The 13,551-nt window shown below is 56.8% G+C and carries 10 protein-coding genes, 1 tRNA gene and 4 rRNA genes; 12 read left to right on the top strand and 3 right to left on the bottom strand.

The window, feature by feature from the left end; all coding sequences use genetic code 11:
• Nucleotides 1-42: 42 nt before the first annotated feature.
• The 3 genes from GCU68_RS03790 (at nt 43) to GCU68_RS03780 (ending at nt 1,876) form a co-directional block, all read left to right on the top strand.
• A complete protein-coding gene (locus tag GCU68_RS03790) occupies nt 43-930 on the top strand; it encodes a ParA family protein (RefSeq protein WP_152939143.1) in 888 nt (295 codons plus the stop codon).
• A complete protein-coding gene (locus tag GCU68_RS03785) occupies nt 927-1,343 on the top strand; it encodes a hypothetical protein (protein ID WP_152939141.1) in 417 nt (138 codons plus the stop codon). Before GCU68_RS03790 ends, GCU68_RS03785 begins: the two co-directional genes overlap by 4 nt.
• A gap of 239 nt (nt 1,344-1,582) precedes the next feature.
• Nucleotides 1,583-1,876, top strand: a complete 294-nt coding sequence (locus tag GCU68_RS03780; RefSeq protein ID WP_152939139.1) for a HalOD1 output domain-containing protein — start codon at nt 1,583-1,585, stop codon at nt 1,874-1,876.
• Nucleotides 1,877-2,150: 274 nt separating this feature from the next.
• On the opposite strand, the gene GCU68_RS03775 is transcribed toward GCU68_RS03780, so the two are convergent.
• Complete coding sequence (locus tag GCU68_RS03775) at nt 2,151-3,017, bottom strand: DMT family transporter (protein WP_152939137.1); 867 nt, start codon at nt 3,015-3,017, stop codon at nt 2,151-2,153.
• Nucleotides 3,018-3,263: 246 nt separating this feature from the next.
• Between GCU68_RS03775 and GCU68_RS03770 the strand changes: the two genes are divergently transcribed.
• The 6 genes from GCU68_RS03770 to rrf (GCU68_RS03745) all read left to right on the top strand — a co-directional run bounded on the left by GCU68_RS03770 (nt 3,264) and on the right by rrf (GCU68_RS03745) (nt 9,356).
• Nucleotides 3,264-3,749: a pyridoxamine 5'-phosphate oxidase family protein gene (locus GCU68_RS03770; RefSeq protein WP_152939136.1), complete on the top strand. Its 486-nt coding sequence runs from the start codon at nt 3,264-3,266 to the stop codon at nt 3,747-3,749.
• A 357-nt stretch (nt 3,750-4,106) separates the two neighbouring features.
• Nucleotides 4,107-5,579: ribosomal RNA gene (locus tag GCU68_RS03765) — 16S ribosomal RNA — on the top strand.
• A 134-nt stretch (nt 5,580-5,713) separates the two neighbouring features.
• Nucleotides 5,714-5,785, top strand: a tRNA-Ala gene (locus GCU68_RS03760).
• A gap of 224 nt (nt 5,786-6,009) precedes the next feature.
• Nucleotides 6,010-8,929, top strand: a 23S ribosomal RNA gene (locus GCU68_RS03755).
• A gap of 123 nt (nt 8,930-9,052) precedes the next feature.
• Nucleotides 9,053-9,174 (top strand): 5S ribosomal RNA (gene rrf, locus GCU68_RS03750).
• Nucleotides 9,175-9,234: 60 nt separating this feature from the next.
• Nucleotides 9,235-9,356, top strand: a 5S ribosomal RNA gene (gene rrf, locus GCU68_RS03745).
• The 16S, 23S and 5S rRNA genes sit together here with 1 tRNA gene alongside, the layout of an rRNA operon.
• A gap of 341 nt (nt 9,357-9,697) precedes the next feature.
• Here the strand turns inward: rrf (GCU68_RS03745) and GCU68_RS03740 are convergent.
• Both GCU68_RS03740 and GCU68_RS03735 read right to left on the bottom strand, forming a co-directional pair.
• Nucleotides 9,698-9,970 carry a PadR family transcriptional regulator gene (locus GCU68_RS03740; protein WP_152939134.1) on the bottom strand — a complete coding sequence of 91 codons (273 nt, stop codon included), beginning with the start codon at nt 9,968-9,970 and terminating at the stop codon, nt 9,698-9,700.
• Between the two features lie 280 nt (nt 9,971-10,250).
• Nucleotides 10,251-10,445: a cold-shock protein gene (locus tag GCU68_RS03735; RefSeq protein WP_006182670.1), complete on the bottom strand. Its 195-nt coding sequence runs from the start codon at nt 10,443-10,445 to the stop codon at nt 10,251-10,253.
• A 293-nt stretch (nt 10,446-10,738) separates the two neighbouring features.
• Between GCU68_RS03735 and GCU68_RS03730 the strand changes: the two genes are divergently transcribed.
• From GCU68_RS03730 to GCU68_RS03720, 3 genes are all read left to right on the top strand, one after another.
• On the top strand, nt 10,739-11,467 hold the full coding sequence (locus GCU68_RS03730) for a queuosine precursor transporter (RefSeq protein ID WP_152939132.1): 729 nt from the start codon (nt 10,739-10,741) through the stop codon (nt 11,465-11,467).
• A 38-nt stretch (nt 11,468-11,505) separates the two neighbouring features.
• Nucleotides 11,506-12,606, top strand: a complete 1,101-nt coding sequence (locus tag GCU68_RS03725) for an aminopeptidase (protein WP_152939131.1) — start codon at nt 11,506-11,508, stop codon at nt 12,604-12,606.
• A 330-nt stretch (nt 12,607-12,936) separates the two neighbouring features.
• A complete protein-coding gene (locus GCU68_RS03720) occupies nt 12,937-13,551 on the top strand; it encodes a DUF309 domain-containing protein (RefSeq protein ID WP_152939129.1) in 615 nt (204 codons plus the stop codon).

The following is a 13,551-nucleotide window of genomic DNA, read 5'->3' as shown; positions in this document are numbered from 1 at the left end:
CTACAATAGGTGCCTATTGCTATCGCGGCGGAGGACCCCACTATGGCAACAGAAACTGAGCCACGCGCAGTAAGTGTCGTTATCCTGAAAGGCGGCGTCGGTAAATCAACGACCTCGATGAATCTCGCCCGACAGCTTGCCGAACGCGGCGAGACGTTGTTCGCAGACCTCGACCCGAACGGTCACGCGACTAACGGACTCGGCTTCGAGGATGCATACCAAGGCGAGATAAATCTCGGCGATGTCATTCTCGAGGGAACGGCGACGCCGCACGATCTCATTCAGCCGACCGAGCACGGGTTCGATCTGCTGCCGTCGTCGAACACGCTCGAGGACGTCGAGAAAGACCTCGCCGGTGCAATGCAGGGCTCGGCTCGTGTGAAATCGAAGATCGTCGATCCGCTTCTCGGCGAGCAGTACGACTACATTGTCTTCGACTGCCCTGCGTATCCGGGGATGCTCAACAACAACGCACTCGTCGCGACGGGCAACGTCATGATTCCGATCGAACCGGGATCGAGTTCGATTGGTGGGTACAAACGGACGATGGAGCGACTCATCGAACCAGCTCGTGAATACATCGACGTCGACGTTCTCGCGGTCGTCCCGAACAAACTCTCGGACCGCATCGACCAACAAACTGAGGATCGAGAGCTGCTCGAGAACCTGAACACGGCGAGCTATGAAGTGAACCCCGGCCAGCCACTCAGCGAGGCTGTTCCGTCGTTTGCCCGCATTACGGCTACCGAGTTCGAACAGATCGATGCTGGTGAGATACCGGCGCCGAAACCGGGCATTCGACGCCGCTCATCGCTTTCACGGTCACTGCAAGAAAACAAGCCGCTTCAGGAGTACGATCCCGAGAGCGACCAGATCGAACACTACGCGGAACTCGCAGCGATCGTTGCCAATGGAGGGATCGATCGATGACGAATCCGTTCGATGACCTTGGGACTGACGATGACGACTCTGCGGCCGACGAAGTCGACGATGGTGACGATATCGACGCGACCGCCGAGACACCAACCCACGCACCTGACGATGACTCGGCCCAACCGGCGTTGACGTCGACTCAAACCTCGTCCGAACAACCACGTGACGACGATGCAGTGCCTGGTCCAGCGTTCGAATACAGTGCCGTCCGCCAGCGACCATTGTATGCCCGCGGCGAGACATGGGACGAACTTGAGGATCAACTGGGGATCACGGTCACGCCCGAACTCCGGCGGATGGGTATTCGTGACGACGAAACGCGCGAAGTCCACGACGCAGTGTTGAAAGTCGCACTCGAGCATATCGACGAAGTTCCCGAGCAGATTCTCGAGACACGTCAGCAGACGTAAGTTGTGCTCGTGTGGCTCGAGTCGGGCACTTTTCTGTTGTGTTTGTAGTACTTGCTCATCTCCATCACCCTAACGCGCGTGATGAAACAATACCACGAGGCTGTTGAATCCCTGCAACTAGCTTCCACCATTCGCTGCTCAGTAGTCGTATGGAACTGAGTTCGGAAAAACACCATATATTGAACTAAAATCAAAATATCTGCAGTAAATTTCTTTACTATCCAAGTACAAGGCGGCTCATGGATCATCACGACCGGCTCCAGAACGATACTCAGGTCGAAATTCAGACCGAACGGCAGGATCCGGAGTCGATAGTGGAAACGATTCTACGGGGCTTGGCCGCACTCGAAAACGTTCCTGTCACCGAACTTGAGCCGCTGTACGAGCAGATCAATCCGGATGCGCTGATCAGTTTCCACCGTCATGCGAAGGACTTCGATACCTCGTTTACTATCGAATTTGCCGTCGATGACTACACTATTATGCTCTCTCAGACCGATACAGTATGTATCCGTGATAGTCGCACGGCTTAGGAACGGGTACTGTAGATGACGACCTAGTCGGCCGTTGGGCCCTTTTTTTTAATCTCGCTATAATCTCTCTGATACGGTTCTTGTCTGTGCGCACGCCCCGCTACGGTGACACCGGCGATCGTGACTGCCCGTTCCCAACACCACCATGTCCGCTGTTGTTCCTCTGTTTACCCTTCCCTCTTGTCGGCTACCACTTCTGACTGAGAACAGCGGACATGGTGGTGTGACATATTAGTGCATCGATTTCAAATCTCGTGGTAACGACGGACCCTTCTCAGGAATTCTCGCGCTGAATGATGATCACGCCCGCGAGGACGAGTGTTCCACCGACAACCGTCACGACCGTCACCGGCTCTTCCAATACGAGCACGCTCAACACAACCGTGACAACTGGTTCAGCAGTACTGATGATGCTTGCTCGACTCGCTCCGATCTTTGCGATCCCAGCAAAAAACGTGAGGACAGGTATCACCGTCGCGAAAATCGCGATCGCAACGGTGACACCCCAACCCGTGGCAGTTCCCGGCATCGCCAGCGTCTCCGTTCCAACGCCGAACGCGACGAAGCTTCCTGCTGCGGCGGGCAGCACGAACGCCGTCAGCACCTCGGCATCGACCGTTGTCAGCGCCCGCTGGCTCACGACGATGTACAACGAGTATGCAAGTGCCGCACCGAGAACGATCACGATTCCTCGAGGGTCGACTCCTGCGGGATCTGCGCCGGTAATGAATACGACACCACCGATACAGAGGACCAGTGCGAGCAGCAGGCGTGTATTCACACGATCCGGATTCGTAATCGCAACGATGCAGACGACGAACGCCGGATAGGTATAGAGGACGATCGCGACCATTCCAGCCGTCATGAACTCGAGACCAAAGAAGTAGAGACCACTCTGTGTGGCGTACCCGATGCCGCCGAGCGCAAGCGCGATCGCGAGCGTCCGCCCAGTAAGAAACCGAAATTGCCCTCGAAGGCGGAGGACTGTCCAGACGACGACTGTTGCGATGCTGAACCGAAGTGCGAGCACCGTTGGAATCGAAATTCCCTCCTCGGCGGCAAACACGCCGAAGATACCGAGTGTACCGAACCCGATCGCAGAGACGAGTACGAGGCCGATCCCGACCGTTTCGTCGTCCATAGTGTATGGCTGCTGCTCTTTGTGAAAAATCCTCTGCCTTGATGAATGTCCACCCAGTCGTTCAGTTTCTCTATCCGTTGGCATCCGACCGTAGTGGTTACTCCCGAGAGCAATGGTTCCAGTATAACACCTCAACATGCTACTGGTCGGTCGCAACCCGTCGTTTTCGAATGGATTCTGCGTCGTCGAACAGTATGTGAAAATCCGACAAACACCTTAGACGGTTCGGCCCGTTCTCGGTACGTGATGACTGTCGATGGACTCAGCGACTACGGCATGACTCGAATGGATGACGATGAAATCTCGGGATTTCTCTCGAGTCAGAGCGTCGGGGTACTTGGGCTTCCAACCGATGATGTCCCAGTTATGCGTCCGATGTCATTCTGGTTCGATGGGGAATCGTGTCTCTACATCGTGTACGTCCTTGGTCACAGCAGTCGGAAAGCGGAACTAACGGACCGCACCGACGTCGCTCGATTCTTGGTATATCGCGCGGATACGCCGTTTAATTGGATGAGTGTCCTTCTCACTGGAACGATCGCCGACGTTCCGGAGAGCGAACGAGATGCGATCCTCGATGAAATGGAGTTGCGGTGGCGCCCTGACGTGTTCGAACAGGCCAGCACAGAATCAAAAACCAAACTGTACCGATTCCAAATCGATGATCAGACTGGCGTCAAACATCTTGGACTTCCGCCCGGCCTCGAACCGTCCGATGAATCTTCGAACTGATTTCTCAGTAGGTCTGACTCTCGAGCTGGATCTGGCGTTAGAAAATGGGTTCGACGCTCGAGCGCTGTTTGGAAAACTTCCAGATTTCGTTTAACGTAGGGTGTGAATCCCACTCGTTGGAGAAGTGGTTCGAAGGCCTTATGTATGAACCGGGGATTATCGAATAATACGCAGAAGATGAGGACCTCACCCCTGTGGTCCGCCATACAGAGGGGGTCTGATGTTAGCCTTGGTAGTTCGGTGTCGCCTGATCGGTCGACGATCTAGGGTCACCGAACGTGGACCCATTTATGTGTGAGTGTGTATCTTAACATTCACCGCCAAGAACCCTCCCGACAATGGTCGGGAGTATATAGCATTCCGGTTGATCCTGCCGGAGGTCATTGCTATTGGAGTCCGATTTAGCCATGCTAGTTGTACGAGTTTGTACTCGTAGCAGATAGCTCAGTAACACGTGGCCAAACTACCCTATGGATCCGGATACCCTCGGGAAACTGAGACTAATCCGGAATACGATTCCCACGCTGGAAGTGCGGGGAATCAGAAACGCTCCGGCGCCATAGGATGTGGCTGCGGCCGATTAGGTAGACGGTGGGGTAACGGCCCACCGTGCCAATAATCGGTACGGGTTGTGAGAGCAAGAGCCCGGAGACGGTATCTGAGACAAGATACCGGGCCCTACGGGGCGCAGCAGGCGCGAAACCTTTACACTGCACGCCAGTGCGATAAGGGGACTCCGAGTGCGAGGGCATATAGTCCTCGCTTTTTGTAACCGTAGGAAGGTTACAGAATAAGTGCTGGGCAAGACCGGTGCCAGCCGCCGCGGTAATACCGGCAGCACGAGTGATGACCGCTATTATTGGGCCTAAAGCGTCCGTAGCTGGCCGCGCAAGTCTATCGGGAAATCCGCACGCCTAACGTGCGGGCGTCCGGTGGAAACTGCGCGGCTTGGGACCGGAAGACCAGAGGGGTACGTCTGGGGTAGGAGTGAAATCCCGTAATCCTGGACGGACCGCCGGTGGCGAAAGCGCCTCTGGAAGACGGATCCGACGGTGAGGGACGAAAGCTCGGGTCACGAACCGGATTAGATACCCGGGTAGTCCGAGCTGTAAACGATGTCTGCTAGGTGTGTCACAAACTACGAGTTTGTGATGTGCCGTAGGGAAGCCGTGAAGCAGACCGCCTGGGAAGTACGTCCGCAAGGATGAAACTTAAAGGAATTGGCGGGGGAGCACTACAACCGGAGGAGCCTGCGGTTTAATTGGACTCAACGCCGGACATCTCACCAGCATCGACAGTGTGCAGTGACGGTCAGTGTGATGAGCTTACCTGAGCCACTGAGAGGAGGTGCATGGCCGCCGTCAGCTCGTACCGTGAGGCGTCCTGTTAAGTCAGGCAACGAGCGAGACCCGCATGCCTAATTGCCAGCAGTACCCTTGTGGTAGCTGGGTACATTAGGGAGACTGCCAGTGCCAAACTGGAGGAAGGAACGGGCAACGGTAGGTCAGTATGCCCCGAATGTGCTGGGCGACACGCGGGCTACAATGGCCAAGACAGTGGGATGCAACCCCGAAAGGGGACGCTAATCTCCGAAACTTGGTCGTAGTTCGGATTGAGGGCTGAAACTCGCCCTCATGAAGCTGGATTCGGTAGTAATCGCGCCTCAGAAGGGCGCGGTGAATACGTCCCTGCTCCTTGCACACACCGCCCGTCAAAGCACCCGAGTGAGGTCCGGATGAGGCCCGGTTCCCGGGTCGAATCTGGGCTTCGCAAGGGGGCTTAAGTCGTAACAAGGTAGCCGTAGGGGAATCTGCGGCTGGATCACCTCCACAGACCGGGATCAGGACGCTGTCCTGACCCACCAGCGGTTTTCACGTTCGATCGACCCATCGCGCGGCCGATCGGGCACCTCAGAACTACCGAGGCTAACACATATGTCTCTGTCCGCCCATCTGGGCGGACGTGGGCCCATAGCTCAGTGGTAGAGTGCCTCCTTTGCAAGGAGGATGCCCAGGGTTCGAATCCCTGTGGGTCCATGACTCGTACCAATCATCGAATCGCTCCCCTTAAGTGGGCGACGGGACTGTGATTGAGTACGACTGAACTGATGCACCACTCCGCGCAAGTGTGAGTGGGAAGGGTCAATGCAGGCCGGCCGTCTACCGGCGTGCAGATGCGACCGTGTGTACGTGTAGTCCAGGCGTCCACTGGACCCGTTCCCGGGTCACGATGTTGCGACTCTGTCGCAACGCCGATCCGATGAACGTGGCTACTGTGCCAGCTGGTGGATCGCTCGGCTTGAGAGCTGAAGACGGACGTGCCAAGCTGCGATAAGCCTATGGGAGCCGCACGGAGGCGAAGAACATAGGATCTCCGAATGGGAATCCCCACCGCAATTGCTTCGCGCAATGGGGAACGTCGAGAATTGAAACATCTTAGTATCGACAGGAAAAGAAAACGTAATCGTGATGTCGTAAGTAATGGCGAATGAACGCGACGCAGTCCAAACCGAAGCCCTTACGGGCAATGTGGTGTTCGGACTGACGATCACTTCCCGAAAAACGACACGAAGTCTCTTGGAATAGAGCACGAGACAGGGTGACAGTCCCGTAAGGTCGTCGAGTACGGAACGAGTCAGTTCCAGAGTATCGGGGGTTGGATATCCCTCGTGAAGATCGCGGGCATCGACCGCGAAGACTAAACACTCCTCAAGACCGATAGCGAACAAGTAGTGTGAACGAACGCTGAAAAGCACCCCACAAAGGGAGGTGCAATAGGGCGTGAAATCAGTTGGCGATAGAGCGACAGGGCACGAAAGGTCCCGTATCGAATGAATCAGGCGCGAGCCTGTAGTAAGCCATACGGGAAGCCGGTGTTCTGTCGTACGTTTTGAAAAACGAACCAGGGAGTGTGCCTGTTTGACGAGTCTAACCCGATCATCGGGGAAGGCGCAGGGAAACCGATACGACCGCAGTCTTACGACGAGGGTCACCGTGTTCAAGCGCGGGGAGTCAAACGGGCACGACCCGAAACCGGACGATCTAGGCGTGGACAAGGTGAAGCGTGCCGAAAGGCACGTGGAGGCCTGTTAGAGTTGGTGTCCTACAATACCCTCTCGTGATCTACGTCTAGGGGTGAAAGGCCCATCGAGTCCGGAAACAGCTGGTTCCAACCGAAACATGTCGAAGCATGACCTCTGCCGAGGTAGTTCGTGGGGTAGAGCAACGGATTGGGGGACCGCACTCCGAGAGGAGTGCGCCCCCTGTCCAACTCCAAACCTACGAACGTCGTTTGACGCAGGGAGTCCGGTGCGCGGGGTAAGCCTGTGTACCGTGAGGGAGACAACCCAGAGCTGGGTTAAGGTCCCCAAGTGTGGACTAAGTGCGATCGAAGGTGGTCTCAAGCCCTAGACAGCCGGGAGGTGAGCTTAGAAGCAGCTACCCTCTAAGAAAAGCGTAACAGCTTACCGGCCGAGGTTTGAGGCGCCCAAAATGATCGGGGCTCAAGTCCACCACCGAGACCTAGCGGCATCCGTAAGAGGATGATTCCGTAGGTTGGCGTGCTGTTCGGGCGGAAGCATGGTCGAGAGATCATGTGGACCGTGCAGTAACGAAAATCCTGGTCATAGTAGCAGCGTTAGTCGGGTTAGAACCCCGACGGCCGAACGAGTAAGGGTTCCTCAGCAATGCTGATCAGCTGAGGGTTAGCCGGTCCTAAGTCAGCCCGTAAGTCGAAGCTGACAACAGGGAAATAGGTTAATATTCCTATGCCAGTGTGCACTCAAAGCCGACGCTTTGGGGCCGCCTGAGCTGGGCTTTCGCCCAGTCGAACTGTCGAAGTTCGTGGAAGCCGTAATGGCACGAAGCGACCGAATGACAGGATAGCGCAAGTCAGGTCAACCTAGAGCCCGTGAAAAGGTGAGCACACTGTCCGTACCGAGATCCGACACAGGTACTCGTGGCGGCGAAAGCCAAGGTCTGTCGGGAGCAACCGACGTTAGGGAATTCGGCAAGTTAGTCCCGTACGTTCGCAATAAGGGATGCCTGCCTCGCGAAGAGGCAGGTCGCAGTGACTCGGGCGCTCCGACTGTCTAGTAACAACATAGGTGACCGCAAATCCGTAAGGACTCGTACGGTCACTGAATCCTGCCCAGTGCGGGTATCTGAACACCCCTTACAAGGGGACGAAGGACCCGTTAACGGCGGGGGTAACTATGACCCTCTTAAGGTAGCGTAGTACCTTGCCGCTTTAGTAGCGGCTTGCATGAATGGATCAACGAGAGCGCCACTGTCCCAACGTTGGGCCCGGTGAACTGTACGTTCCAGTGCGGAGTCTGGAGACCCCCAAGGGGAAGCGAAGACCCTATAGAGCTTTACTGCAGGCTGTCACTGAGACGTGGTCGCCATTGTGCAGCATAGGTAGGAGGCGTTACACAGGTACCCGCGCTAGCGGGCCACCGAGCCAGCATTGAAATACTACCCGATGGTGACTGCGACTCTCACTCCTGGCGGAGGACACTGGTAGCCGGGCAGTTTGACTGGGGCGGTACGCGCTTGAAAAGATATCGAGCGCGCCCCAAGATTTCCTCACTCGGGTCGGAGACCCGAGGAAGAGCGCAAGAGCAAAAGGAAGTCTGACAGTGTCCGGCACAACGACGGACGCTGACGCGAAAGCGTGGTCTAGCGAACCAATTCGGCTGCTTGATGCGGCCAATTGCTGACAGAAAAGCTACCTTAGGGATAACAGAGTCGTCACCCGCAAGAGCACATATCGACCGGGTGGCTTGCTACCTCGATGTCGGTTCCCTCCATCCTGCCCGTGCAGAAGCGGGCAAGGGTGAGGTTGTTCGCCTATTAAAGGAGGTCGTGAGCTGGGTTTAGACCGTCGTGAGACAGGTCGGCTGCTATCTATTGGGGGTGTGCGGTATCTGACGAGAACGTTCGTATAGTACGAGAGGAACTACGAATGGGTGCCACTGGTGTACCGGTTGTTCGAAAGAGCACGTGCCGGGCAGCCACGCACCACGGGGTAAGAGCTGAACGCATCTAAGCTCGAAACCCACTTGAAAAAGAGATACCATCAAGGCCACTCGTAGAAGACGAGATCGATAGACTCGGGATGTACGCGCCAAGGCAACGAGGCGTTGAGTCCGCGAGCACTAATCGGCCAAGCCACACAATCATATTACATCGCATTGGATCCGTGACGCGTGAACGGGTCCGGACGCAAACTGGACTACACATACACACGGTCGGAGACCACCGATATTGGCATGACGACGGTTCGATTCCGTTGATCGGCGTTACGGCGGCCACAGCGGCGGGGTTCCTCCCGTACCCATCCCGAACACGGAAGATAAGCCCGCCTGCGTTACGGCGAGTACTGGAGTGCGCGAGCCTCTGGGAAACTCGTTTCGCCGCCTCCATTCATATCACATACGAGACCGACAGTGGTCTGACGGCGGTTCGATTCCGCCGGTCGGCATTACAGCGGCCATAGCGGCGAGGTGCCTCCCGTACCCATCCCGAACACGGAAGATAAGCTCGCCTACGTTACGGTGAGTACTGGAGTGGGCGACCCTCTGGGAAATTCGTTTCGCCGCTTCCAATCATATTAATTCACCGACACCATCGGTTTTGAAGTGGTGTAGCTTTTTGAGGATCACATTCTATAGTAACCACTGAATGTCCGTGCACATCCGATTGCACGACAGCGGTGCAGCCAGTGTGGGAAGCAATTTAATTATTTTTGCTCGAGTACTATACGGAAATATGGGTGCTAGCACGTTGTTCGAGGAAGCAAACGCATGGTGGAAGCGGCGATGTGAATGCTCCTAAACCAGATTTAATGAACACGCAAGCGATAACTGAGCGGGTGTGAAGACGATCGTGTCGCTGACGAATGTCTACTGGCAAGCCTGTGATGATTGATGTATGCGTTGGAAACGGCTAGCTGATGTACTGTCGTTCCCACTCTCGTCGAACTTCAATCTGCTCGAGGCCGCGATCACTGATGGCATAATAATTGGTTCGGCGATCGAGTTGCCCTTTTTCGACGAGCTCTTTGTTGACGAGTGTGTCGAGATTGGGATACAGTCGGCCGTGATTAATTTCACTGTCGTAGTACTGTTCGATCTCGTCTTTCACGTCTTGGCCAGACGGCTGGTCGGCGCCAGCGATCACGTACAGAAGATCACGTTGAAATCCGGTCAGATCGTCCATTGTGTAACCACACGGAGACACCAACTAGCTGACTATTTGTTATCGGTCTCGTATTACTGGGCGTGAGGACGTTTTGAGAGACTACCGGTGAGGGCAGTTCCAAGTTGGCAGCCGACGGTCGGTAAGACGGTGCTACAGGAAGCGAGAGCAGATGTGATGGACTCGGTACTGTTGATGAAACTGTGACTTCGAACCGGAGTGATGACTATCGCTTTCGAAGGTGACGTCTGAAGAATGTATAGTTACGTGTGAAACCCGGTACCGAACGTAGAGAGCCGTATTACAGGCGGGTGACGTTGGTGGCGCGGGGGCCCTTGGGGGCCTGTTCGATGTCGAATTCGATCTCTGTACCTTCTTCGAGGTCCGGACCGCCAACGTCTTCCATGTGGAAGAAAACGTCATCGTCCGCGTCGTCCGTCTCAATGAAACCGTAGCCGCCTGTGTCGTTGAAGAAATCAACGTTTCCTTTCGCCATTGCAATCAAAGAGTGTGCCCCGCCACGGATAACAGTTGTGTTATACTCGTCCTCTCGAGAGGCAGACACACACTCGATTGAAACGGCTGAAAATACGATTTTCGAACCGTATATTCTGTGTTCTATAGCAGTCATACTTCCGTCAGGATATTTCTCATAACCGTGAGAAGAGTTCGTTAAGAGGTGTTACCGTCCGGTTCCAGCGTAGACTGGATGATAGGTTTTGCTGGTAGGTTGGTTTTTCGAGCGCCGTCTCGAATCGTTTAGGTAGGTTCGATGGATATGACGTGGTCGTGACTCGATCCGAGAGAGCGTCTCGTCGTGGACCGACGGTTGCACAAGTAGCGCTTATCGGGCTCTTCGTGACGGCGCTCGTTACAGCACAGGTGACTGCATCGAAGATACTGGCGTTTTCCCTGCCGATCTCGCTACCGGTGACCGGCTCGGAACTCGTTCTGCCTGGCGCAGCGCTCGCGTACGCGCTGACCTTCGTCGCGAGCGATTGCTACACGGAACTGTACGGCCGACGGGCAGGACAGGTAGTCGTTAACGTTGCGTTTGTGATGAATTTCGTTGTACTCGCGCTCGTTTGGTCGACGATCACGGCTCCAGCGGTCGATCCCGACGCCGCGAGTCAGTTCGAGAACGTTCTCGGTGCCTCGACGAACATCGTCCTTGGGAGTTTGCTCGCTTACATTGTCAGTCAGAACTGGGACGTGATCGTCTTTCATCGGATCCGTTCGTACACCGGACGAGATCGGCTCTGGGTGCGCAACATTGCGTCGACAGCGAGTAGCCAAGCGATCGATACCGTCATTTTCGTTGTGGTCGCATTCTCGCTTGCGCCTGCTGTGTTCGGTGTCGGCCCGGTTTTGGGTCTCGCCGACCTCGCTGCGTTGATGATCGGCCAGTACCTGCTTAAGCTTGCTATTGCCGTTCTCGACACGCCGATCGTCTATGCGATCGTGTCGCTCGTCCGGTCCCGCGAGCGACACTCCGATGATCGGTCGTCCACCGTCTAACGGAGAGCGTTTAGTGGCCGCCCTCGAGAGTGCCAGACATGGACGAACGCGTTCGCGAACACGCCGAGGTACTGGTCGACTGGAGCGCTCGCGTCGAGGCAGGCGACAACGTCGTGCTTTCAGTGGGACCCGATGCGCACGAACTCGCCGTCGCGGTCGCCGAGTGTCTCGGCGAACGGGGGGCGAATCTGCTTGCCACGTACAGCTCCGGCGAAGTTACGCGCGCGTATCTTCGGGCTCACGACGGAGACTTCGACGAGGATCCGGCCCACGAACTCGCTGTCGTCGAACAGGCCGACGTGTATCTCTCGCTTGGCGGTGGACGAAATACGAGCGCGACGGCGGACGTCCCTACCGAGACTCGACAGGCCTACAACAGCGCCAGAGCCGGAATTCGTGAGACACGGCTCGGAACGCGCTGGATGTCGACGGTGCATCCGACACGGTCGCTCGCCCAGCAAGCCAACATGGCCTACGAAGCGTACCAGGAGTTCGCCTACGACGCGATCCTCCGTGACTGGGGGTCGTTGGCCGATGAAATGGACCGGTTGAAGCGAATACTCGACGCGGGATCGGAAGTCCGACTCGTCTCGATCGACACCGATCTCACCATGCGAATCGACGATCGGACGGCCGTCAACAGCGCCGCCTCAGTGGCCTACGATTCGCACAACCTCCCCAGCGGCGAGGTGTTTACCGCGCCGTATGCGACCGACGGCGAGGTGACGTTTGATGTACCGATGACCATCCGCGGTGAATCGGTCCGAAACGTTCGCCTCGAGTTTGACGAGGGCGAGGTGGTCGAGTTCGACGCCGAGCAGGGCGCGAGGGTGATCGAAGAAGTCCTCGAGACGGACGACGGGGCGCGTCGCCTCGGCGAACTCGGAATCGGGATGAACCGTGGAATCGACCGTTACACAGACAACATCCTGTTCGACGAGAAGATGGGCGAGACAGTGCACCTCGCGCTCGGGCGCGCCTACGACGCGAATCTTCCCGATGGGGAGTCTGGAAACGAGTCGGCTGTCCACGTCGACCTGATCACCGACGTCAGCGAAGGGTCACGACTCGAGGTCGACGGCGAGGTCGTCCAGCGAAACGGTCGGTTCCGCTGGGAGGACGGCTTCGAGAACGCCTAACCGTCACGAGCGGAATCCGATGGACTGTCTGACACCCGCTGTGGCGTTCGGTAGGACCTTCTTACGATTTCGTACGGGGAGAATAGCCGCCATAACGCGAGCCAGTGTATGGGAAACAACTGCATACTAATGAGGAACACCGATGCGTACTCGAGTACCGCCGTGACCGGTGGCGGCCAGTAACCGGTCAGGGGTTCGTTGCGTGCCCTTCCACAGTTGTCTGCCCGCCCTGCCGGAGGCGGCATGTATCCGGCGACCACGACGTTCTATCGCGGAGTCTCGACTCGGTCGGGACAACAGTGACTCGAGGCTCGAGTGCCTACGACGGGTATGCGCGACCAGCTTCGGGCCGGTGCTGCCATCTACAACGCAGGCTACTACCATGGCGCTCACGACGCGTGGGAAGATCGCTGGCTCGAACTCGACGAAGGGACGGACGACGAGCGACTGCTCCACGGGTTGATCCAGTGTACAGCCGCTGTCTATCACGCTCGCGACCGCAACTGGGAGGGGGCCGTCGGAGTAGCAGACAGCGCCCTCGAGTATCTCTCGGGGCTCCCCGCGACGTATCGTGGCGTCTCGCTGCCGCCGATCCGTGCGTTTCTGACGGAACTTGCAACGGACCCCGAGCGTATCGAGCGCCGACCGCCGGTTCGACTGACACACAACGGGTCGGTTCCGACGCTGTCGACGCTCGAATTCGGATCGACGGCGGTCGCGGCACCGATTCTCGCCGGCGAACTGGGATTCGACCGCGAACCGGTCGAGCAGGCCCGACGATACGCCGACACAGATCTAGCGGCCGGCGACGACGGGAGTCGGTTCATCACGTTGCTGTTCGATTTCGTCCGGGAGGACGAGCACCGCGGAATCGTCTATCAGCGACTGTGTGATCACGTCAGCCGCCGACAGGCGCGGGAAGACGACGTCGAGGGGTTGTTCTAA

Origin of the sequence: Natronorubrum aibiense (assembly GCF_009392895.1) — an archaeon.
Classification (GTDB): Archaea; Halobacteriota; Halobacteria; order Halobacteriales; family Natrialbaceae; genus Natronorubrum; species Natronorubrum aibiense.
Note: the sequence above shows the minus strand (reverse complement) of the source record. Positions and strands in the feature narration are given on the sequence as shown.